Origin of the sequence: Micromonospora sp. NPDC049102 (assembly GCF_043197485.1) — a bacterium.
Lineage (GTDB): Bacteria > Actinomycetota > Actinomycetes > Mycobacteriales > Micromonosporaceae > Micromonospora.
This window is the reverse complement of the sequence record NZ_JBICTE010000003.1, coordinates 97,014-119,703: the sequence shown is the minus strand read 5'-3', so window position 1 is coordinate 119,703 and position 22,690 is coordinate 97,014. Positions and strand designations below refer to the sequence as shown.

Sequence of the window (22,690 nt, the reverse complement as noted above, 5' to 3'; positions counted from 1 at the left end):
AGCATCCTCCATGGCGGGCCAGTGAGTTGAGTTCGGATCGCGTGAATTCCGATCTTTCGCGGATATCCCCCTCGATCCCTTCATGTCACACCTGGGAATCGGACAGAGCGTGCCCGGAACCCTGACGAACGGTGACATCGCTCGAACTGACGCAAACCTGACTCGCCGCAACCGACCGGCTCGCCTGGGGGTTCGGTTAGTTTTCCGGTCCGGTGGACGGGACTTGTCGGCGACCCCGACACCGCGCCGATCCCCCGCCCGACGCCGGAGGAGACACACCATGACAGTCCCCGCGCCGCGGGCCCGTCGACGAACGTCCATGCTCGGCCGCTCGCTGCCTCTGCTGCTCATCGTCGCGCTGCTCGCGCCGGTCGGCACGCTCTTCGCGTCCACCTGGCGACACACCGCCGACGACCGGAGCCTGGCCGAGCGGGAACGACTCGGCGTGGAGTACCTACGCGCCCTGGCCCCGGTCACCGAGACGCTGGTGGAGGCCCAGACCAGTGCCGTCGCCGGCCGCCCCGTCCCCGGCGAGCCCCTGACCCGCGCGGTCGAGCAGGCCGCCGCGGTGGACGCGCGCATCGGCGGAGAACTGCGCACGCAGGAACGGTGGGCCGGCCTGCGGGCCAAAGTGGAGGCGCTGCGTGATCGCAGCCCCGCCGACCCGGAAGCCGCCTACACCGCGTACGGCGAGGTCACCGACCTGCTGCTCGCCCTGCACCGCAAGGTCCGGGAGAGCTCGGGGCTGATCCGTGACCCCGGTGCCGACTCGTTCTTCCTGCAGGACAGCGCCGGCCAGGAACTGCCCGAGGCGGTGGTGGCCGCCGGTCGGCTCGCCGACCTGGGCACGCTCGCCGGCCGGCGACCGGCCGCCGCGCGGCCCCGCACCCTCATGGAGCTGACCGGGCTGCGGGTGTCCGCCCTGTCGCCCGCGACCGACGTGGTCGACAACCTGCGCTCCGCCGTGGACAACTCGGAGAGCACCGACCTGGGGGCCAACGTGCTGACCCCGCTCGACGCCTACCAGCGGTCGGTGGAGGCGCTGGCCCTGTACTCGACGCCGAGCGCGTCCGGCACGGTCGACCAGGGCCAACTGGGGGCCACCGCGCTCAACTCGCGCAACGCCGCACGGCAGCTTCAGCCCGTCATCCTCGGTGAACTGGACACCCTGCTCACCGAACGGATCGACGGACTGACCCGGGACCGGTGGCTGGCCGTCGGGGCGGGCACGGTGGCCGCGCTGCTCCTGGCCTGGCTCGCCTGGCTGCTGGTCGCCGCCGGTCGGCGGGCAGGTCGGCGGGTCGCCACCCCGGAGGTCGCGAGCCCGGTCGCCCCGCCGCCCGGCGACCCCTGGCAGCCGCCCGCCGCGACCGTCACCCGGGCGCTGCAACCGGTGGGCGCGACCCACGAGCCGGTCGCCGAGCAGTGGGGGCCCTTCGATGCTGCTCGCTAGGCTCCGGATCCGCGGGAAGCTCGCGCTGCTCGTGGTGATTCCCCTGCTGAGCATGGTCGGCCTCGCGGTGCCCGTGGTGCTCGACCGGGTGGCCGCCGCGCAACGCGCCGCCGACATCACCGACCAGGTACGGCTCGCCAGCCGGGTCGGCAGCCTCGTGCAGGACCTTCAGCAGGAGCGCATCCTGTCGATCGGCTTCCTCCTCGGCCAGGTCGAACGCTCCGACGTGACCCGCAAGGCGGCCGACGTCGACGACCGGGTGGCCGATCTGCGGGCCGACGGCGGCGACGCGATGACCGAGCAGGTCGACCACGCGCTCAACGGGGTGTCCAGGCTCGTCGACCTGCGCCGGGGGGTGCTGGCCCGAACCGCGAACCCGGGCCAGGTCATGGACGCCTTCGGGCCGGTCAACAGAGAGTTGATCGGGTCGCTCCGGCTGGTCTTCAGCGTGGACACCGAGACGTTGCCCGGCCGCCAGGTGCTCGCCCTGGACGGGCTGCTGCGCGCGGACGAGGGCATCGGCGCCTGCGCCACCCTGAGCATCCTGGTCAAGGCGATCGGTACTCCGGACACCACCGCCGGCTACGTCGCGTGCATCGCCGCACTCCAGGTCGACAACGCGCGCTTCCGCAGCCTGATCACTCCCGAACAGCTCAAGGTGGCTCAGCTCAACGACGCCGCGGTGGCCGCCCGTACCAGCCCCGACTTCCTGATCACCAGCGCCCGGGACCCGGTCGGCGCGGTCCGCGACGTGCCGATGGAGGCGCTCTTCCCGGCCGTCCGCACGATGATCCGGCTCGGCCAGTTCGTCGAGAAGAAGATCGTCGCCGATGTCCTCGCCGAGGTGAAGGCCGACCAGCGTCGGGCGCTCACCGCCGCGTACCTGGTGGGCGCGGCAGCGGCCCTGATCCTGGCACTGGTGGTGCTGCTCAGCGCGGCGGTGGCGCGTACGGTGGCCCGACCGCTGACCCAGCTCACCCGCTCCGCCGACCGGGTCGCCCGGGTCGCGGAGGCGGAGCTGGTCCGGGTCACCGACGACGAGACGGAGCGCGTCCAGCCGGTCCGGTTGGAACCGGTGGTCATCCGGTCCAGCGACGAGATCGGTGAACTGGCCCGGGCATTCGACCGGGTGCAGAACACGGCGGCCCAACTCGTGGAGCGGCAGGTCGCCGGTCGGCGCAACGTGGCGCAGATGTTCGGGCACGTCGGACGGCGTACCCAGAACCTGGTGAGCCGGCAACTCGCGCTCATCGACCGGCTGGAGCAGCAGGAGGCCGACGCGGGCCGGCTGGAGCACCTGTACCGGCTCGACCACATCTCCAGCCGGCTGCGGCGCAACGCCGGCAGCCTCGTGGTGCTCTCCGGCTCGGCCGGTGCCGACGCACACACCGCGCCCGTGCCGCTGGCCGACGTGGTCCGGCTGGCGCTCGGTGAGATCGAGGACTACACCCGCGTCGAGGTGCAGGTGCCGGCGGGCGTCGCCGCCGCACCGGCCATCGTCGGCGACCTCGTCCTGGCGCTCGCCGAGCTGATGGAGAACGCGACGGTCTTCTCCCCGCCGCACACCCGGGTCCTCGTGGCCGGCGAGACCGCCGGTCGGGGCGCCCGGATCACCGTGGTGGACCACGGCATCGGCATGAGCGAACAGCGGCTCGCCGAGGAGAACGCGCGGCTCACCCGGCGTGAACGTCTCGACCTCGCGCCGACCGAGGTGCTCGGCCTCTTCGTGGTGGGCCGGCTGGCCCGCCGGCACGGCTGGGAGGTGAGCCTCACCGCCACCGTGGGTGGCGGGGTGACGGCGCAGGTCGAGATCCCCCAGGCGTCGCTGGTGCTGCGTCGCGCCGACCGTGCCGGGGCGACGGTCGCCCGGGCCGCGGTACCGGACCGGGGCCGACGGCCGGCTCTCGACTCCGCCCGAGGAGCCCGCGCCCGAGGAGCCGTCGCGGCACCGGCCGTCGCCGAACCGGCCTCCGCCACACCGGCCGTCGCCGAACCGGCCTCCGCCACACCGGCCGTCGCCGAACCGGCCTTCGCCACACCGACCGCCGCCGCGCCGGCCGGCTTCGACACGGACCTGCTCAGCCGGGCCACCCGTAGCCTGGAGTCCGGCGAGTCCTGGGACGCCTTCGGCGCTCGGGAGTCGGCCGACCCCGCCACGACCGCGCCCACGACGCCGCAGCCCACCCCCGTCGGACAGAGCACCGCCACGGCGGGAACGTCCGCCACTCCCCGCGTCCGGCAGCGGGTGCCCGGCGCCAGCCTTCCCGCCACCGCCGCGCCCACCCGACCGGTCGACGCCACCAGCGCCGACCCGGACGCTGCCCGCGCGCTGGTCGAGGCCTTCCAGTCCGGCGTACGCCGGGCCGAGTCGAGCGTGGCACCGGCCGCCGGCCGCCCTGCCGAACACTGGTCGATGCGGACGGTCACCGAGCCGCCCGCCAGCGCGGGGCACACGGCGGCCGATCCCAGCGCTACCGTCGACCTGCCCGCCACCCCCGGAGGCCTCGGCCCTGCCGTGGCGGACACGGGCGGAACCGCCCACAGCCGGCCCCGGCTGAGCCGCCGGGTGCCCGGGGCGAACCTGACGGTCTCGCCGCCACACCGACCGACCAGCCCGCAGCTCGGCGACCCGGCCGAGGTGCGCGCCCTCATCACCGAGTTCGAGGCGGGCGTCGCCCGCGCTCTCCGCGAAGTCAGCCCAGATCGTCGGAACGAAGAAGGATCATCACGGTGACCAGCCCCTTCCTGCACGACAACGTCGACCAGACCCAGCCGGGCACCACCGGGGACCTCAGCCCCGAGGCCCGCACGTTCAACTGGCTGCTGGACTCCTTCACATCCAGCACTGCCGGAGTGCTGGAGGCGATCGCGGTCTCCTCGGACGGGCTGTTGATGGCCATGTCGGCCATCAAGGACCGCTCCAACGCGGAGCGCCTGGCCGCCGTGGTCTCCGGAATGACCAGCCTCGCCGGAGGCGCAGCCAGCTGGTACGCGCTCGGCGGCCTCAACCGGGTGATCGTCGACATGGCCGACGGATATCTGCTGATCAGCGCCATCAGCAGCGGTTCCGTGCTCGGCGTCGTCGCCGACCGCTCGGCGAACCTGGGCACCGTCGCGTACGAGATGACCCTCTTCGCCGGGCGGGCCGGTGGCGCGCTCACCCCGCGACTGATCGCCGAGCTGAAGAACGCCGTCCAGCAGTGACTCCCGACGTCGCTGGCGAGGACCCGGACCCGGACCCGGAGCCCGGGGTACGGATCCGCCCCTACCTGCGCGCGCCGCACCCGGGTGGGGGCGGCGTGCCGGCGGCGCCGGAGCCGGAACCCGACGACGGCGTCCCGACCGGCCTGCGGCCGTTCGTGCTCACCGCCGGACGGGTGGCCGGCGCGGATCCGGCGATCGGGCTGGAGACACAGGTGACCCTGCGCCGGGACGGCACCCGCTGGACCGGCTCGCCCGTCGGCCTGCTGGCACCGGAGCTCCAGGCGATCATCGCGCTCTGCGCCGACCCGATCTCGGTGGCCGAACTCTCCGCCCGGACCCGGCTGCAATTCGGCGTGACCCGGGTGCTGGTGGGCGACCTGCGGGCCGCCGGGCACCTGGACGTGCACGCAACCGACGCGAACGACGCCCTCGACCCCGACCTCATCCTGCGAGTGATTGATGGACTTCGTGCGATCTCCTGAATGGCCGGGCGTCCCGATCGGGGGTCTCGCCGGCAACAGCGCCACCGCCCGCTACGGCACGGCATCGGGCGCGGCTCCGGTGTCCGGGCGCGTCGGCCCGCAGTCGCCGACCGGCCCGCCGCCGCCGTACCGGCCGCCGGCCGACACCGGACCGATCAACCGGCCGCCGGCGGCTCCGCCCGTGCCGGTCAAGATCCTCATCGCGGGTGGTTTCGGGGTGGGCAAGACCACCACCGTCGGAGCGATCTCCGAGATCGCGCCGCTGACCACCGAGGCCGAGATGACCAGCGCCGGCATCGGCGTGGACGATCCGGGCATACGGTCGACCAAGACCACCACCACGGTGGCGATGGACTTCGGCTGTGTGACCATCGACCGCAGCCTGAAGCTCTACCTGTTCGGCACTCCGGGGCAGTCCCGGTTCGGCTTCATGTGGGACGACCTGGCTCGGGGCGCGCTCGGTGCGCTCGTGGTGGTCGACAGCGCACGACTGGACGACTGCTTCCCGGCGATCGACTTCTTCGAGCGGGCGGGGTTGCCGTTCGTGGTGGGGGTCAACGCGTTCGACGGGCGGCTGGCACTGGAACTCGGGGAGATCCGCTGGGCGCTGGCGATCGGTGACCACGTGCCCCTGGTGCAGTTCGACGCCCGGGACCGGCTTTCGGTGCGGGACGCCCTGCTGGTCGTCCTGGACCGCGCGCTGGACCGGGCCACCCGGGAGAGGAAGGCCTGAGCCGACCGGCTCCGGCCGTGGCGGGAAGGGGTGATGCTGGTGAGGGGCGACCTGGACGAGACGCTGGCCCGGTTGGCCCGGCGCGAGGAGGCGCTGCGCCGGCGTGCCAACGACCGTGACGACATCGCGCCACCGCCGGACCCGACCGCCGCGCCGGACGTCACCGTGGCGGGGCGCACCGCCGGGTCGGCCCGGCACGCGGAACGAGTCGACCCCGGCGACACTGCCAGGTGGGGACCGGTCGAAGAGGTAGCCGAGGCGGTACGCCAGGTCGTCGGCGTCCACCCCGGGCTGGCGGTGACCGTCCGCGTGGAGCACGACGGTCGGACGTACCCGCTGCGGGTGTCCTGGGACGGCCCGGACGTGACGGTCGGCCCGGAGCCGGCGGCGACCCCGGTGGAACTCCCGCCGTCCTGGCCGCTCTCCGGTCGCACGGTGCCGGCGTGGGCGCCCGGCCCGGACGGGTTGACCCCGGACCCGGCGGCCCGCCTTGCGGAGCTGATCCGGCGCGACCCGTCCCTGCTCGACGAGCTGGATACGCGTCGCTGATCTGCGGCGCGGGCTGACCGGCGCTGAGGGTCAGGCGGCGCCCACACCGACTGCGGCACCGGCGCCCTGGCCACCCCCCCAACTTGGCCGACGCCGCTCGTCATCGAACAGCACTTCGATGGGAAGCGATCGATAAAGAGTTCGTCAATTCGACTGTATTATTCTGAATTTCCATTGTGGGGGGTGTTCAGGCCCAGTCGGGGGAATTGTGCGATCTGTCATTGATCAGGCACCCAGCGCAACCATGAATCGACACCGGGGTTGGACCCTGGCGCTCGTCTCGACCGCCACGTTCATGCTCATGCTTGATCTCACCGTGGTCTACGTGGCGTTGGCCGACATGCAGGAGACATACTCGTCGTCGTTCTCGGCGCTACAGTGGGTTCTCGACGCCTACGCCGTCGGCCTCGCCGTCTTTCTCCTCACGGCCGGTTCGCTGGCCGATCGCCTCGGGCGCAAGCGGGTCTTCCTCGCCGGACTGACCGTTTTCATCCTCGCCTCGCTGGCCTGCGGACTGGCGACGGACGTCATCGTGTTGTCAACGGCCCGAGCCGTGCAAGGCATCGGAGGCGCGGTCCTCTACGCCGTCGGCCCGGCTCTGATCGGGCACGAGTACCGCGGCAAGGACCGGGCGGTCGCCTTCGGCCTCTTCGGTGCCGTGACCGGACTCGCCATCGCCCTCGGGCCGCTGATCGGCGGTGCACTCACTGCCTGGGACTGGCGGTACATCTTTCTCGTCAACGTGCCGGTTGGCATTGTCGCACTGGCCCTCGCGAAGCTGCGCCTGCACGAGTCGCGCGAGACCGATCCTCGCCCGGTCGACTGGTGGGGGCTGTCGACGTTCTGCGTCGCCCTGGCCCTGCTGACCCTCGCCGTGTTGCGCGGTGAGGACCAAGGCTGGACGAGCCCCATCATTCTCGGCCTGTTCGCGGCGTTCGCTCTCTCCCTGGCGTTCTTCGTCGCCGTGGAACGCAGGGCCGGTGACGACGCGATGCTCGACCTCAGGCTCTTCCGCAACCGGACGTTCGTCGCCATGGGCGTGGCGACCGCCCTCTGCGCGGGTTCGTTCATGTTCGCGATCTTCATTTTCACGGCATACCTGCAGAACATCGTCGTGCTGTCGGCCTGGGAAGTTGGCGTTCGCATGCTCCCCCTGACCGTCAGTTTGTTCGTCGCCGCAGCGGTGTCCGGTGCGCTCGCCGAGCGACTGCCGGTCTGGGCGGTCACCGGCGGGGCGCTGCTCGCGATCACGGCAGGGCTCCTGCTGGTCACGAGCGTGAATGCCGAGAGCGCGTGGACCGCGATCCTGCCCGGCTTCATCATCGGTGGGGCAGGGATGGGCTTGTTCACCGGACGGCGTTCGGCGCTTGCGATCGCCATGGTGGAACCGGCCCGGGCCGGCATGGCATCGGGCATCAACGTCACCTTCCAACAGGTCGGGACGGCCATTGGCATCGCGGCGCTCGGAGCACTGTTCCAGAACCGGGTCAGCGCCGACTTTGCGCAGTCGACTGTCGGACACGTGTTCGGCGAGGAGGCAGCGGCCTCGGTGGCGGCGGACGGTGGGTCTCGCGTCTTCGCTGCGGCCGGGCAGCCCGGGCTCGCCGCTCAGGCACTCGACGCGGCGCGTTCGGCGTTCATGGTGGGGTTCGACGTCGTCATGGTGGTAGCGGCGACAGTCGCCCTCGTCGGGGCCGTGGTCGCGTTCGCCTTCATTCGCCGACGTGACCTACATGAAACATCTGTCAACTGAGGTCTCCGGGCTGCCCTCCGAATTCGACGGCGCAAATTCCGACAAGAAAGAAGTGTAGAAAGAATGCACCGTTCCCCGAGTATCGGTGACCTGCTGCGGCGAAACGCCATCGAGCGCGGCGAGCAGACGGCTGTGCGGGTGGCGGGCCAAGAGGACCTCTCCTGGGCCGAGGTGGAGCGCCGCGCCCGTCTCGCTGCCGCGTCACTCTCCAAGCAGGTCGAGCCAGGTGACCGGGTCGCGCTGGCATTCCCGACCGACGTCAACTTCCTGCCCGCGTTGTTCGGTTGCTGGTACGCGGGTGCCGTCGCCATCCCGGTGCCGCCGGGCCCGGCCGGCAACATGGCCGCCACCCATGGCAGAGCGAAAGTCACGCTCACGCAGACCGCTGTCGCCGAGGCGGTGCAAGGCCCCAAGCTCCTGATCGACCAGGCTCTGTCGGCGGAGGTCGACGAGGTGGTCGAGCGATCGGCTGACGACCTGGCGCTGATCCAGTACACCTCGGGCTCTGTCGGACTTCCCAAGGGGGTGCTGGTCACCCACCGCGCGTACCTGCACAACCTGCGCATGCTCGACGAGTTCTATCACTCCATCGCGCCACAGGTTCGGGACGTCCAGATGGTCTGCTGGCTCCCGCACTTCCACGACATGGGGCTCGCGCTGATGATGTACACGGTCCTGGCGGGCGGCACCATGACCCTGATCCCACCGATCGCCTTCCTGAAGAATCCCGCCGAGTGGCTACAGACCATCGGCGAGGTCGGAGGCAACCTCACCGCCGCCCCGAACTTCGCCTTCGATCTCTGCGTACGGCGAGTGTCCAGAGACGACGTCCATGAGCTGGATCTCCGTTCGATGGCTGTTGTGCTGAACGCCGCCGAGCAGGTGCGGCCCGACACCGTGCAGCGGTTCAACGACCACTTCGCGCCGGCCGGCTTCCGCCCCGAGGCAGTGGCGCCGTGTTACGGCCTCGCCGAGAACACGGTCTTCGTCAGCGGTGTCCGGTACGGCGGTGGCCAAGCGACGACGGTGCGCTTCGATCGCGAGAAGCTTCAGATCGGCTTGGCCGTGGAGGATGCCGAGGCCGGCCTACCCAAGGTGGGGTGTGGGCTGCGACCCGAGGGCCTGTCCGTGCGGATCGTCGACCCGGACACGCGCGAGGAGTGCCCGTCGGGCCGGCTCGGCGAGATCTGGCTGCACGGCCCGAGCACCGGTAGCGCGTACTGGGGTGTCCCGGAAAGCTCAGACGTCTTTGCCGCGCGGATCGCCGGCTTCGACGAGCAGCCGTACCTTCGTACCGGCGATCGTGGCTTCCTCTGGCAGGGTGAGCTCTACGTCTGTGGTCGCCTTGCCGACGTGATCAACCTGGAGGGCCTGACGCTGCACCCCGAGGACATCGAGCACACCGTCGAGCGCAGCCTTTCTGAGCTGCACGGGCGTCGCTGCGCCGCGGTGCCGCTCGGCCCTAAGCAGGACCAGCTCGCCGTGGTGGCCGAGACCACGTTGCGGCTGCCTCTCGACGCGGAGACACAGGCCCGGGTCGAGGGTGCGATCCGCAGCGCGGTCCTCGCCGAGCACGGCGTCTCCCTGGCCGACATTCGTCTGCTGCCCACCGGCGGCATTCCGGTCACGACGAGCGGCAAGGTGAAGCGCGCCAAGACCCGGGCGCTGCTGGAGTAGTCCTTCCCGAGGCGTTTGGCCAGGTCGACGGCGGCCACCCCGAGCCGACGGTGACCGCCCGCGGTGAAACACGACTAAATCCTCGACGCTGGCCGTTGTCACGTGCTGACGGGCGATCGTGAATGGCCGGGCGTACGTCGACGGTGCGAGCCGTGGCCGGAGCGTTGGCGGCGTGTCTCCCTCACCCCCCGGCGGGTCCGGGGCGTCTGCCCGCTCAGGGGCCAAGGAGGGTTACCGGGGAGAAGCGAAAGAGAAAAGACCCAGTCACAAAGCCGGTGGCGTGGAATCCAGGCAGATTTCGGCGTGCACCTTTCCGTTGTCCTCGCGCAGTTTCGCACCGCACTTTTCGAGGACGGTGAGCGCGCCAATATTGTCGGACGTCGTCTCGGCGACCACCGCACGCATGCCAACACGGGCGGCGACATTGAGCAATTCGCGCAGGGCGGCCGCACCGATCCCCTGCCCGCGCGCCGAGAGGCCGAGCCACATGCCGGTCTCCACCGTGCCCGGCTCGTCACAGCGCGTCATCCGGATCATCCCCACCACCTCGCCGCCGACGAGGATCGCGTACATCTGGGAGGCGGTCGCGCCATCCAGGCCGGCGAAGCTCGCCCGGTGGAACTCACGGAAGGCTTCCCGGCGGGCGAGCGACCAGCCGGCGGGCGCTTCGACGGGGGGCATCACCTCACCCGGCTCGGCCTCCGCCGCCGCTACGGAGAGCAACGGCTCCAGATTCCGCTCGTCCACCGGCTCCAGCCGGACCGCACCCGCCACGTGCCGCAGTCTGCCGGCCCCATCGGCCGAAGTCCACCCCATTCGGCATCGGATGGCGGTCCGGCTACGGGTACCGGCCGGTCGGGCGGTTCGGGTGTCTTTCCTCACGCTCCGTCGTCATATGGCCTATGGGTCGACCGAGCCGAACTCGCAGAACACCACCGAGGCGTCGTCGCTGGGCTTGTGCCGGCGGAGCCGGTCGGAATGGTCGCGTTCGGCGTCCCGCACCTTGCCGAGCAGCGCGGCCGGACCCTCGGCGCTCAGCAGATCCAGCAGTCCGGCCCAGTCGGTCAGCCCGAACTGCTCGACGAGACTGGACGCGCCGTCGCTGAGCAGCGCCGCCCGACGTAGGGCCGCCGAACCTCGCCGGGGCGACGTCCCGGTCACCGCGTGGAAGGCCGCGTCCGGGTCGGCCGCCGCGACCCAGTAGCCGTGGGTACGGTTCATCCGCTCCCGCTGGACGCCCACCGCGTGCCGGAAACGCTCGACCGGGTCCGACGCGCCCGCCGGCACGGTGGCCAGGGTCTGTCGCAGCTCGGCCATCGCGGTGTCCAGCCGGTCGTCGGTCACCACGCTCACCTGACCGCCCACGTCCAGCACCATGGGGCTGTCGCAGAGCACGAGGTGCTCCACCTGGTCGCCGCAGTCACGCAGCAGGCACACGGTGCTGGACGGTGTGCCCGGATGGTCCAGGTCGCACTGCCCACCGTGGTCGGCGCGGACGGCGAGGATGGCGGCGGCGAGGTTGCTGGTCAGGCGGGCCGCCGGACGGGCCGCCTCCGCCACCGCGAGCCGGGCGGCCAGGTGCCGGACGTACCACGCCGGTCCGTGGACGCAGCCGGTGTCGAAGCCATCCGGCACGGTCGCGCCGTCCAGGACACCGACCAGCGGACCGAACTGGAAGACCAGGTCCTCGTTGAGAGGCCGGCCCGGGGCCGGCGCGGACGCGGTACGTACCCGCATCATCGACGCCGGCCCCGTCACATCAGCGCTGCCGAAGGTCGTCGGCGGCCGCATGCGCCTGTCCCTGCACCTGACCGGCGGCCGAACGGCCCTGGTCGCGCACCGTGGACATGCCCTGCTGGGCGCTGGACCGCACCGACTGGGCCGCCTGCTGCGCGGGCTCCCGCAGGTTGTCCTGGACCTGGTGGCCGACCTGGCTCGCCTGCTGTCGCAGCTCACCCGAGTGCTCACTCACCATCTCCCGCGCCCGGCCGGCGAGTTGCCGTTCACGCCCGCTCGGCGGAACGAGCGAGGCAGCCAGCAGGCCGACGCCGAAGGCGACCAGCCCGGCGGCCAGCGGATTGCCCTGCGCCTGCGCGCGGGACTGCTGCCCGAGCGACCGGGTCTCGTCGCGTACGGAGCCCGCGGCGTGCGACATCCGCTGGCCGGTCTCCTGCCCCAGATGGTTCGAGCTGCCCATCATCTTCTCCTTCGCTCGGGTGAGCGCGCCGCGAGCCTGCCCGACGCTGTCACCGGCGATCCGACGCGGGTTGACCTTGTCGGCCAGGGCGTCGACGTCACTGCTCAACTCGTTGCGGGTGGTCTCGATCTCCCGCCGGATCCGATCCGGATCACTGGACATGGTCTGCTCCCTACCGACTCGGTCACCGGCCCCGCAGGGCGTCCGGCAACTCCCGGGCGGTCTGCTTCGTCCGAGGCAGTACCGCGCGTGCCCGCTTCAGCTGGGTCCGTGCGTTGAGGAAGAGTCCACCGGCGACAGCGGCCCAGACAATCGCGACGATCAACGCCGCCCAGCCCTGGTCCATCGCGTTGGACAGCCCCCACCACGCGGCGTACGACACGAAGAGAACCGCCAGGAACCCGGCGAGCCCGGCACCGCCGAACATACCGCCGGCCTTGCCCGCCTGGCTGACCTCCTCGCGCAGCTCGGCCTTGGCCAGCTCGACCTCCTTGCGCACCAGGGTGGACATGTCCCTGGTCACGTCGCCGAGGAGGTCACCGACCGATGCCTGGGTCCGCTCCTTCTCGGGGGCGCTCACGGCGCCACCCCGCCGGGCAGATCCCCCTGCGGACGACCGGCGGGCGAGACGTTCCGCGCCCGCGCCGCCCCCACGTACGGCTGCGCCTGCCCGGTCTCCGCCGGTGTGCCCTGGGGAGCGGCCGGCTGGGCACTCGGCATGCCTGCGCTCCCGCCGTTGCCGGAGGACGATCCGGTCAGCCCACGGGTGAGCCGTCCGACCAGAAGTCCGGTCACCGCCGCGCCGGCCAGGAACGTGCCCGGGTGACGCCGGGCGTACGTGCGGACATCGTCGAGCACCTCGCCGGGCTCGCGCTCGTCGAGCCAGCCGGCGGCCTGTTGGGCGGCGTCGGCCACCCGGCGTACCGCCTGACCGGCCAGCCCGGTATCGCCGTCGCGCTCGGCCATCGATCCTAGTTCGCGACCGATGTCGCGGAGACCGTCGGCGGCGCGCCGCTGCTGCGTCTGCGCCTGTTCCCGAAGCTGTCCGCCGGCCTGGCCGGTCAGCTGCCGGGCCTGTCGGCGCGCCTCGGCGGCCACCTGCCCGCCCTGCTCGGCGGCGGTGTGGGCGACCTGCCCGCCGGCCTGCGTTGCCTGGTGGCCGACGCGGGACGCCTCCTGCCGGGCCTGCTGCCCCCTACCGCTCTGATTCGTTGCCGTCATGCTCCGCTCCCCTCCTGGGTGCTCGGTCGCCTGGCGACCCCGGAACACTCGTCGCCTACCCGTCCACGCGGCCGACATGCGAACCGGTAGCTGTGCTGGCCTGGCATGAGCACCCAATGAGGGCCGAAGCCCACCGCATCGGAGGCAGCACGAGCGGTCGCGTCAGCAGCAGTCATTCCCGGAGTTTCCGGACGACCGGACGCGGCAGGAACGGGGGTATCCGGCGGATCGCGGACGGCGGCGTCGGAACCGCGCAGACCGTCCGGGTGGGCGCTGACGTTGCTCGCCATCGGCAACGGGCCACAGGGGTACGAGAAGAAGTAGGGCGAACGTCAACGGCGACGGTTGCGGGCCCGCGACGAGCGGAGCCGGCGCAGTCGGTTGATCAGTACGGGATCGGCGGCGAGTGCGGCCGGATTGTCCAGCAGCCCGTTGAGCAACTGGTAGTAGCGGGTCGCGGAGATCCCGAAGGTGTCCCGCAGAGCCTGCTCCTTGGCGCCGGCGTGCCGCCACCAGCGCTGCTCGAAGGCAAGGATGGCGCATTCCCGCTCGGTCAACCCGACCTCGTCGGGGCGTTCGATGGGCGGCTCCGGCCCGTCCGCGGTCTCAATGGGCGGTGCCGGGCGTGGTGTAGGGACGGGCAGCCTACTAGCGGCGATGTCGTCAGCCCAACGATCGTCAGTGGACGGCTCGGCTGCGGCCGGGACGGGATCGGTGGGCATGCCATTCAGCCTAGCCAAGGCCGATCAGGGTCGCAGTAACTGACGTGGCCGGCAGGCTGACTTCGCGCGTTTTCCGCTGAGCCCCGACCACGGTCCCCGAGCGCGGGCCCACTTAGATCACTACCTAACCGCTATAGATAGTAGGATATGGCCGAGACACCACGACCTCGCGCGCACCTCCGATGTCAATCGCACGAGTGACCAACATCCACTCCGTTGTCGGATCGCGACTGACGTAGAGCACGTACGAAACGTCCGGCCCCTAGGTTGCGGTGACGCTGTCGGGGTCTATCCGCTGAAAGGGGATGCGAGGTGAGCCAACCCGCCGAACCGGTCTGCGTCGAGTCCATCGTTACGTGGGTGCGCTCGGGTATGTGGATTGGCCCCGGCGGTGTCGTGCCCGACGCGGTGCTCAACGCACCGCCAGTGCAGGGCTTGCACCAGGTGCACATCGACACAGCGGTCGTCGACCAGGGGGCCGTCGCCGTCATCCTGCGCGACCAGTCGTTGGACCTACTCGCGAGAATGGTGCATGTACCCCACGGACTCGCACCCGGCGTGGCACCGGCAATGACCCGCGCCGACCAGGTTGGCCTTCCGACCCTGGCACAGGTACCTGAGTCGTGGGTCCGGCACGCCCCGCGGCTCCTGCCGTTCGACGCGCGCGGCGAGGCGAATGCCGTGCTCGTGCTGCCCGCCGAGCACCTGGTGAACGCACGCTACCGACGCACCGAACAGTGGGCGATAGAGCAGCTCGGATCCTTCGACCCCCAAGCAGCGCACAAGGCGAGTCAACAACGCGATGAGCCACCTTCCCTGCGGGACTGGAACCCGATCGGCACGCACGCGTCGCCGGCGGCGTACCTGGCAACGCTGCGGGAACGCACCGCGCAACTGATCGAGTTGGTCCGCCGCTACGACGCCTCACTCACCCCACCGGGGCGGCTGCGCCCCGAGGCCTACGATCCGATCCTCGCCGCACGGCTGAACACCGTCAGCACCATGCGGACGCTCGTCCGGGAAGTTGACCAGGACCGCCTGAGCCCGACGACAGACCTGCCCGACCGGCACACCGTGGTCGCCGCGGTGAAGTCGTACATTGCCTCGCTTCAACGTGCACCGCAGCTGGCCTCCCCCTCGGAGCTCCTTGCTGACCTCGATCCCTCCCGTCTCGCGCAGGTGATTGGGGGAGACTTCAGTCCGTTGGCCGACGTCCGGTTGTTGTTCGCCGCTCTGCAGCGCGCGCCCGGCACGCTGGCATTCGTGCGCTTCGCCGCCAGCCCGACCAGGCTGTCCGGCCTGATCGCCGATGGCCAGGCCGGACACGTCCTTGCACGTTGGGTCGTCCCTGGACTATCCGTGGCCCGCGTACACGTCGCCGGGCTTCCCGAAACGGACGCATCCGCTGGCTCTTCCCTGAACCGGCAACTCACCGCGCCCGGCACACAGGTTCTGCTCATCGACCCGTCCGGAAACGCGACCACCATCGCCGCGCTCCTACAATCCGCTGACCCGATCAGCGGTCTCGGCAATGACCGCACATTGGCGGCGTTGCTCGATCCGTTCGTCGGCCCGAGACGCCCGGGGCGGTGGGGTGCTCGGCTCCGCGCCGCGGTATCGACGTTGCAGACCCCCATCTTTCCTGCCAGCCTGCCCGCGCCCGGGCGGCCTCAGCTGTCGGCCGACCCTCCCACGGCGCAGGGACACACCGACAGGGCCGAGGCCGAGGCGGTCTGGGCGCTGGTCAAGGAGGCGTCCCCGGACGACGCGGCGACGGTCCGAGCTGCCGTAGCCGCTGTGCCACACCTGCTCAACGTGCCGGCGACCCCCTTCGACATGCCGAGCTGGTCGGCGCGGCTCATCGAACACGTACGCTCCGCGCTGCGCGAGTTCGACCTAGCTGCCGACGCTCATCCCTTGATCGAGGCACTCTCCACCGAACCTGAGACGTTCCTCCACAACAGCCGAGCTTTCGTGGTCCGGACCCGCTCGGGGCACTGGTGGAAGTCAGGTCGGCGGGAGATCGTCTGGGTGTCCCTGACGCCACGACCGAAGATGACCGATCAGGTCCGCATCGACTCAGGCAACCGGCTCAGCCAGTTCAGCCGGGACCAAACAAATACTCAGCACGGTCGTGGCCGCCCGCAGCGCGGGTTCTTCCAGGTACCGATACCGCTGATCGCTGCGGGGGTGCCCGTGACCCTTGGCGCAGCGGCCTTGGACGCAAGAGCAACACAAAGCAGCCAGGCCAGCATGACCACGACCGATGCCCAAGCATCCTGGGGCGAGGCCGACTCGTACCTCGTCGATTCAGAACTGACCCTGCGCGTCTGGCGCGACAACGAGCCGCCGGCCGACGCGGCTGAAACATCAGTGGGCTCACACTGGTTTCGGATCACCAAGCGTCTGGCGCTCATGACGCCAGCGCCAGGCCCGGCGCACACGCTCGACGACGCGGCAGTGACTCTGCTGACACCCAGCCTGTCGACGGTGCAGGTCGGTGACGAGACCGGCGGACTAGCCCGCAAGGTGGCCGAACTGATCGGCGACGAATCGATCGCGCCTGCCGCAAGCGAGAACCGGCAGCAGATCTACAGCCACTGGTCGGGAGGTAGAGCACTCAAACGGCTGCTTCGCAACATTCACGGTCCTCGTTTCCTGTCCAGCCGGTGCTGGTTCAGGATGCCGTCCTCAGCGGGCTTGCGGACTCGGTTGCAGCTCGTGTCGGCGGAGCAGATCGGCACCCCCGCCGCTGACGCCTGGCTCCGCAAACAGCCAACAGCGGTCAGTGACGTAGGAACTCGCACCGACAGCCGGACCGGCCTGCGGCTGCAGGCCACCGTCAGCTCGATCTACCCCTTGTCGCTCATTTCCGCCGGCATGACGGCCACGCAGAGCAGCATGATTGGCGCAAACTCGGCAACAGCTACCAGCAGCCGCGCAGGGCAGGAATTGACCGTTCCGACCGTGCTGGTGCGCACCCGGTACCGGGCCACAGTCATGCGGGTCACGTCCCGGGACCGGGTGCGGTTCTGGCACCGTCGCGGAGTGGACCCGGCCCCGGTCGTCTCGGAACTTGAGGCGGTAGAGGAAGTGCCGGCCGGCATCTACCGCGCAGCCATCCATCGTGTGGTCGGGCCGACGGCGCGTCGCGAGCAGACCGCGGCGGAAGCGGTGTCGGCGGAAGGCACTGAACTGATCGAACGCCTCCGTGTAGCCACGATGCCTACCGCGCGTCGACACCTGCCCACGTACATGTGGCGCGATGGTCAGCTCCGGCTCGGGCAGACGACTCTCTTCGGGGCCGAACGAATCGCGATCCGCATAGCAGAGCGCCTCCGACTCCTGTTGGATCGGCCGGAGAACGCAGAGTTTCGGGACTTCTTGCCGGCCTGGGATACGCCGCAGACCAAACGAATGGTGACCAGGCGGATCATGCAGGCAATGCTCAACGAAGAGAGCCTCACCACGCAGGCTGGGGCGACACGGATGGCGGCTGATTTCCTCAGCCTGACCGCCGGACACATCGCTGTTCGGCTGGGTCTCGACAACGGTTCCCGTTCTTTGGCGCTGATCATTCAACTCCGCAACGCCCGTCCCGACGTAGAACCGCAGTACATCGGCATTCGCAATGACGAGCGAACTCCACCGCCGCTCATGGTGACGATTCCCGAGGACTCTGAAGAGGTCGAGCAGCCTGCCGCGTCCGTTGTCGTGCAACCTCCCCAGGGCCGAACGCTGCCCTCGACGCCGCACCGTCTGCAACGCGGCGTGACGCACACTACCGAATCCGTCGGCGCGATCAACACCAGCATCGGCCCGAACGCCAGGATCCGAGTCGGGCGTGTCGGCTTCTTCGCCGCGATGCTCCGCTACCTCCGTCGGCGCCAAACAACCGTGACCAAGACCACTAACGAGACTTTCCTCGATGGTGGTGACAAGGCCCAAGCGGTCTACGTGCAGGATTTCGAGGTCACGCTCGGGGTGTACGCGCTGAAGAGTCCGGTGAGTCGGATAAACCAACTCTGGAAGCGCCTGCTCGGTGCCGAGCCACGCCCGGTTCGTCTCATCGGCGACGTGGATTCACAAACGTTCAGCCTTCCTGTCGGTTTCTCCATCTCCCGGGATCTCACCTTCGAGGATAAGAATGCCGCCCTGGCGGGTGTTGTCGACCTGCCTGAGCCGAAGATTTCAACCGTTAACCTCAAACGGCGGCATTCGCGTGACCGGACGCTCGGCGATGCACCTACGAAGATGGTGACCAACTGGGACCACCTCTCCTATGTCCACGGCACCGACGCCTTGGTGACGGCGGTCGAGCAAGCGGTGACCCAGGCCCGGCAACTGATGATTCAACAGGGTGCCTCTGCTCGCGGCACCGCCGTCGGGATCACCACTCCCGCCAGCCTGTCGCACTACCTGCTGCACCAGCAGCTCACTCCAGATCGGGTGGCCGCGCTCCTGCCCACGATGACCCGACAGGCCGTCCGCCTGCACGGTCTCGGCGAGATCCTCAACGACCCGGCGGTCAGCGGCTCGGTGTACGTCCGCGCCTTCGTCGAGACGCCCAAGATCGGCCCACAGGGCGTGCTCGAACATGCGATCGAGCATGGCATCGCCGTGAACCACAGCGTCAACAGTTCCTGGACGCGCGGTGTGCAGGGCTCACTCTCCGCCGGTCCGGGCGCTCACGCGGGGTCGTCGTCCGGAATGGTTCAGGGTGATTCAGTTCGCCGACGTACCGCAGGGAGGGCGAAACTCCGGTCATTTAGCTTGAGTACAGAAATCGAACGCAACGACACCAACTATCACGATCGCGGACTGCAGGTTCCCGTGCAGGCCCGTGTTCGCTTCGTGGTCCACGCCGTTCTCACCAACGAGCCCGTGATCGGATCGGACAGCTTTTTCAGCGCCAGCCGATCCGTCGAGAATGCGACCGCATTCGGGCTGATGATGTCCGCGACGGCTCGCCGAATGGGTGTGCTGGATGCCCCTCGGCCGCCGACCTCCACCGAACCTTCTCTCTTCATCGCCCAGCCGTTCAACACCGCACCGACGTCCTCGCTCACCCTCGGCGGCGGAGCGCTTCTCAGTCCGCCACGGAACCTCGGCTCGGCACGGCTGTTGAACGTGCAGGCGGTAGGCAGCGAGGTGCTGACCTGGCTCCGGAACATCCACTTTCCACAACAGCTCAACGTCGGTGATGCCGAGCCCCTGATCGGCGACAACAAGACAGGGTTGAACAACGCCGATCTGGTCTTGGACCACACGACCAGCGAACATCTTGAGGGAAACTGGGGCGCGCTGATCGATGGGGGCATTTCACTCCTGCTCACCTACCCGGGACGAATCGGTCGCCGCACGGTTCAAATCGTGTTGCAGGTGGTTGCGCAGGACGACGGGGGGCTGCCGACGGAACCGCACATCACACAGGTGACCGCGGGTCCGAGAAACCTGGAGCTCGACGTGACGAGCACGGCCGCGAGGAGCCTTCAGCAGGTCGGCTACACCGCTACGGAAACGGTGACAGAAGTCTTCGCCGGCGCGGTGGAGCCTCAACGCTCAGGGTCTACCGGCATGACCGGGACACTGGGCAGAGCCCATCAGAGCGCCCGGGTCTCGACGGTCGCAGATCGGGAAATGGTGGCCGTCGACATGCCGGGTGCATGGGCCGAGGTGCGCCAACGGGTCACGTTGCTGGCGAACGCGTACCACCGAGGTCTTCCACTGGGCGCTCCGCTGCGAATCGGACACGACCTGGTCACCGACAAGTTCGCCAACCACCTCCGGACCGATGCCAAGGACCTCGGAACTCCCCGACCCGTGTCGTGGACGCGACTCGTGTCTCACCCTGCCGAGGCCAACCTTCGCCGCTGGCAATTAGGGGAGCACTCTTTCGGCAACGAGGGCACGACGTCGCTGCGACTGCCGCCGCAGTTCCAGGTAGCGGACTTCCGAGGCGCTGCGGCGGTCCAGGCCGCAGCGATGCAAGCTCTGATCGGCGCTGGGTTGGCTGGCGACGAGGCCAAGCTCGGCGGCTTCCTCGCGCACCAGCTGATCACCTCGCTGGGGCAGAGCATGCTGTGGGGCACCCTGCGAACCCGCCTGTCCGGTCCGCTGGAGATACCGATCGAGGATCCGCGATTGGTGGGCGGCAAGATGACCCTCACCCTGCACAGCAGAATCGTTCGCGCTCGGCTCGTTTCCGTGCAACCGCCGCACGTCCGGGATACGCGTGGTGGCCGCAACACCAGCTCCGGCACGAGCAGCAGCGAAAGCCGGATCGACGTCGCAACGTTCTCCGGTGCGGGCAGCGGTCGGCCCGGACAGGTCGACAGTCACGCTGGACAAGCTGACCCGACCAGCGCGCCGACGGACAGCTACTGGGGCGCCCACGACCACAGGTCGAGTTCGAACCGAGTCGGTGCAGGTGCCGATGCCGCCAGCGGGCTGGCCGGTTCACAGGATGCGGGTACCGGCCTGGGTGGTGTCGTCGACCTGTCCCTGCTCCACAGCAGGGAGCCGAGCGCCTTGATCGAGTGGACCGAGCAGCTCGTCGTCATGGCCAGCATGCCCAGGGCCACCGCGGACACCACAGCCGCGCTGATGGTGACGATTCCCGACGCGGCCCCGGTCTGGATGGACCTGGTCGATGCGGCGCACCATCTAGGCTTTGCCGACGACCCTCGGGCGATGGAGCGGCTCGCCGCGGCGAATTCGGCGGCAATGTCGCAGCAGCAGAGCTTCATCGCCTGGCGCTCAGCGAACTTGGCCTACGAACGCGCGCGGCTCGCTGGCGAGCTGAACCAAGCAGCCGCACCCGACGCCACGAGCACGTCGGCTCCGACGCCGACCACCGCAACCTCCCTCGATGACCTCGATGCCGCCTGGGTACGTGAGCAGCAGGAGTGGCACCGTCGGAAACTCGTGACGGACGCCAAGGTTACGGAGCTGCTGGCCGAGATCGAGAAGCCGAAGTCGCCCACCTCCGGCACCGAGAGTCCGTTCAGCGCGGCCGTGGCCGCAGTGCGGAACGACCCGAAGTCGGGCCGCTCGGCCGAACGGCTCAGCGGATGGATCTCCACAAACCAGTCTGCCGCCCATCCGCTTCCGAATCGCGAGTCAGACTGTTTGATGCGCGCTATGGGAGCGTTCGCCGCATTTCACGGTCGGATCAGCAACCAAACCGTCGACGATTCCGTGTTCACGGATCCGCACCTGTCTGACCTCGTCAGCGCTCTCGGCGGCACCAGTCTGACGCCCGCGTATCAGGTCGATCCTGCACGATTGTGGCGGGCTATGGAGCGAAATCCGAGTGCGATGATGCTCGTGGCTGTTCGACCCACCGGTCAGCCGGCTCACGTGTACTGGCTCCTGGCTGATGACCGCAGTGGGCAGGTCCAGCTGCGGTGGCTGGACACGCAGGAGCGTGGTCTGTTCGACAAGGTCGCGACGGTCGACGACGACCGGTACAGACAGTTGTCCGCACCTGGTACCGACGTGCTCGTGCTCGACGCAAGCGGCCGACCCGTCGACCTCGACGGTTTCCTGCAGGACACCGGAGTCGACGCGTCCACCGGTGATCTTCGCCCGTCGTCTGCAGAGCCCCCGAGTCCGCCCCTTCTGGACAACGCGCTGCTGCCACCGGGCGTCGTGCGCGACAAGGAACGATCCAACCTCTACTGGCGGGGCCACCTGCCCGCCGATCAGACGCAGAACGAGATCCGCGAAGCCGCGCGCAACGTCGACCGCCAAGTCATCTACCTGGGCGTGCAGAAGCGGGGTGTGGAGGCCCCCGGCGAGGTCATCCGAGACGTCAGGCGCCTGGTTCAACAGTTCGCCCTCAGCGGGCAGCAGGCCGTCGTGGTCACTGAGGCAGCACTGAACGCCAGCCTCAAGAAGTTGTCGGAGAATTACCGCCTCAGCATCGTGCATCTCGTCCCCAAGTCGCCAGCCAACGGCACAGGCCTGGCGCTGAACCCGATCTGGCGGGCGTACGCCGCTCCCTCGTCCGCTGTCGACCTGGACGAAGGCCGTCTAAAGCCCTGGTTTCTCCGGCGAGCCACCGCGCTGGACGGGCCGGTCCTCGGCTCGACGAGCACAACGGTCGGCAAGCTGCTGCTCGCGCCGAACAGGGACGCGAAGCTGACGGTCGTCAACACCCTCTTCAGTGACATCGCCGAGCTCAGGCGACGCAGTACGACCGAAGCCGACGCTGCGCTCCAGCGGGTGCGCGACGACCTGAGAGTGATCGTTCAGCAAGTCGACGACGATGAATGGTTCGACAAGTTCACACCGTTGCTGGGCGAGTTCGGAGCATCAGGCGAGGCCGAGTTCGTCCTCGACTACCAGGAGTCGACGGACCCGGTCGAACGCAACCGCCTGCTGATCGACGACCGGGGTAGCAACATTCCTGTCGACCAACGCGTGAGCCTCATCAAACAGACTGGCCACCAGACCGCTGGCGCGGCGACAGTCATGGAGGCGATGAGGTTGATGCTCGACAACGATGTATCAAAGGCGTTGGAGTACGTGAAGGCAAGGTCCGGCAGCCTGAGCATCGCGGGGAAGCAAGATTGGGTCGACGCGATCCGCAGCGTGTCGGCCCAGACCTCCAACGGAAACAGAGGTGCAGATTTCCAGCGGCTGGCCGCCGAGGTGCTCAACTGCTGAACGCCAGCAGGCCCCCGGGCGGCCAA

At 69.5% G+C, this 22,690-nt stretch carries 15 protein-coding genes; 9 read left to right on the top strand and 6 right to left on the bottom strand.

The window, feature by feature from the left end; translation table 11 throughout:
* Positions 1-280: 280 nt before the first annotated feature.
* From ACGFH9_RS05205 to ACGFH9_RS05170, 8 genes are all read left to right on the top strand, one after another.
* Positions 281-1,453 carry a hypothetical protein gene (locus tag ACGFH9_RS05205; protein ID WP_393215584.1) on the top strand — a complete coding sequence of 391 codons (1,173 nt, stop codon included), beginning with the start codon at positions 281-283 and terminating at the stop codon, positions 1,451-1,453.
* On the top strand, positions 1,440-4,187 hold the full coding sequence (locus ACGFH9_RS05200; protein ID WP_393215581.1) for a nitrate- and nitrite sensing domain-containing protein: 2,748 nt from the start codon (positions 1,440-1,442) through the stop codon (positions 4,185-4,187). Before ACGFH9_RS05205 ends, ACGFH9_RS05200 begins: the two co-directional genes overlap by 14 nt.
* Positions 4,184-4,657 carry a roadblock/LC7 domain-containing protein gene (locus tag ACGFH9_RS05195; RefSeq protein ID WP_355242461.1) on the top strand — a complete coding sequence of 158 codons (474 nt, stop codon included), beginning with the start codon at positions 4,184-4,186 and terminating at the stop codon, positions 4,655-4,657. The genes ACGFH9_RS05200 and ACGFH9_RS05195 overlap by 4 nt, the downstream gene beginning before the upstream one ends.
* Positions 4,654-5,139, top strand: coding sequence for a DUF742 domain-containing protein (locus ACGFH9_RS05190; protein WP_393215577.1), 486 nt, complete (start codon positions 4,654-4,656; stop codon positions 5,137-5,139). The genes ACGFH9_RS05195 and ACGFH9_RS05190 overlap by 4 nt, the downstream gene beginning before the upstream one ends.
* Complete coding sequence (locus tag ACGFH9_RS05185; RefSeq protein WP_393215574.1) at positions 5,117-5,872, top strand: ATP/GTP-binding protein; 756 nt, start codon at positions 5,117-5,119, stop codon at positions 5,870-5,872. Before ACGFH9_RS05190 ends, ACGFH9_RS05185 begins: the two co-directional genes overlap by 23 nt.
* A gap of 39 nt (positions 5,873-5,911) precedes the next feature.
* Entirely contained in the window at positions 5,912-6,421 is a 510-nt protein-coding gene (locus ACGFH9_RS05180; RefSeq protein ID WP_393215571.1) for a hypothetical protein, read from the top strand.
* 244 nt (positions 6,422-6,665) lie between these two features.
* Positions 6,666-8,174: an MFS transporter gene (locus ACGFH9_RS05175; protein WP_393215568.1), complete on the top strand. Its 1,509-nt coding sequence runs from the start codon at positions 6,666-6,668 to the stop codon at positions 8,172-8,174.
* Between the two features lie 63 nt (positions 8,175-8,237).
* Complete coding sequence (locus ACGFH9_RS05170; protein WP_393215565.1) at positions 8,238-9,851, top strand: fatty acyl-AMP ligase; 1,614 nt, start codon at positions 8,238-8,240, stop codon at positions 9,849-9,851.
* Between the two features lie 264 nt (positions 9,852-10,115).
* On the opposite strand, the gene ACGFH9_RS05165 is transcribed toward ACGFH9_RS05170, so the two are convergent.
* The 6 genes from ACGFH9_RS05165 to ACGFH9_RS05140 all read right to left on the bottom strand — a co-directional run bounded on the left by ACGFH9_RS05165 (position 10,116) and on the right by ACGFH9_RS05140 (position 13,991).
* On the bottom strand, positions 10,116-10,625 hold the full coding sequence (locus ACGFH9_RS05165; RefSeq protein ID WP_393215562.1) for a GNAT family N-acetyltransferase: 510 nt from the start codon (positions 10,623-10,625) through the stop codon (positions 10,116-10,118).
* 126 nt (positions 10,626-10,751) lie between these two features.
* Complete coding sequence (locus ACGFH9_RS05160; protein ID WP_393215559.1) at positions 10,752-11,642, bottom strand: hypothetical protein; 891 nt, start codon at positions 11,640-11,642, stop codon at positions 10,752-10,754.
* Positions 11,611-12,210: a DUF3618 domain-containing protein gene (locus ACGFH9_RS05155; protein WP_393215556.1), complete on the bottom strand. Its 600-nt coding sequence runs from the start codon at positions 12,208-12,210 to the stop codon at positions 11,611-11,613. Before ACGFH9_RS05155 ends, ACGFH9_RS05160 begins: the two co-directional genes overlap by 32 nt.
* 22 nt (positions 12,211-12,232) lie before the next feature.
* The gene (locus ACGFH9_RS05150; RefSeq protein ID WP_393215553.1) at positions 12,233-12,628 is read right to left on the bottom strand and encodes a phage holin family protein; all 396 of its coding nucleotides are present in this window, start codon (positions 12,626-12,628) and stop codon (positions 12,233-12,235) included.
* The gene (locus ACGFH9_RS05145) at positions 12,625-13,269 is read right to left on the bottom strand and encodes a hypothetical protein (RefSeq protein WP_393215551.1); all 645 of its coding nucleotides are present in this window, start codon (positions 13,267-13,269) and stop codon (positions 12,625-12,627) included. Before ACGFH9_RS05145 ends, ACGFH9_RS05150 begins: the two co-directional genes overlap by 4 nt.
* A 332-nt stretch (positions 13,270-13,601) precedes the next feature.
* On the bottom strand, positions 13,602-13,991 hold the full coding sequence (locus tag ACGFH9_RS05140) for a DUF3263 domain-containing protein (RefSeq protein ID WP_393215548.1): 390 nt from the start codon (positions 13,989-13,991) through the stop codon (positions 13,602-13,604).
* 312 nt (positions 13,992-14,303) lie between these two features.
* Here ACGFH9_RS05140 and ACGFH9_RS05135 point away from each other — a divergent pair, with 312 nt between their 5' ends.
* Positions 14,304-22,664, top strand: coding sequence for a hypothetical protein (locus ACGFH9_RS05135; protein ID WP_393215545.1), 8,361 nt, complete (start codon positions 14,304-14,306; stop codon positions 22,662-22,664).
* Positions 22,665-22,690 lie beyond the last annotated feature (26 nt).

What these genes read in the sequence shown, in the direction of transcription:
- ACGFH9_RS05140 (WP_393215548.1), bottom strand. Translation starts at nt 13,991, where the DNA reads ATGCCCACCGATCCCGTCCCGGCCGCAGCCGAGCCGTCCACTGACGAT.
- ACGFH9_RS05200 (WP_393215581.1), top strand. Translation starts at nt 1,440, where the DNA reads ATGCTGCTCGCTAGGCTCCGGATCCGCGGGAAGCTCGCGCTGCTCGTG.
- ACGFH9_RS05170 (WP_393215565.1), top strand. Translation starts at nt 8,238, where the DNA reads ATGCACCGTTCCCCGAGTATCGGTGACCTGCTGCGGCGAAACGCCATC.
- ACGFH9_RS05145 (WP_393215551.1), bottom strand. Translation starts at nt 13,269, where the DNA reads ATGACGGCAACGAATCAGAGCGGTAGGGGGCAGCAGGCCCGGCAGGAG.
- ACGFH9_RS05205 (WP_393215584.1), top strand. Translation starts at nt 281, where the DNA reads ATGACAGTCCCCGCGCCGCGGGCCCGTCGACGAACGTCCATGCTCGGC.
- ACGFH9_RS05155 (WP_393215556.1), bottom strand. Translation starts at nt 12,210, where the DNA reads ATGTCCAGTGATCCGGATCGGATCCGGCGGGAGATCGAGACCACCCGC.
- ACGFH9_RS05185 (WP_393215574.1), top strand. Translation starts at nt 5,117, where the DNA reads ATGGACTTCGTGCGATCTCCTGAATGGCCGGGCGTCCCGATCGGGGGT.
- ACGFH9_RS05175 (WP_393215568.1), top strand. Translation starts at nt 6,666, where the DNA reads ATGAATCGACACCGGGGTTGGACCCTGGCGCTCGTCTCGACCGCCACG.
- ACGFH9_RS05160 (WP_393215559.1), bottom strand. Translation starts at nt 11,642, where the DNA reads ATGCGGCCGCCGACGACCTTCGGCAGCGCTGATGTGACGGGGCCGGCG.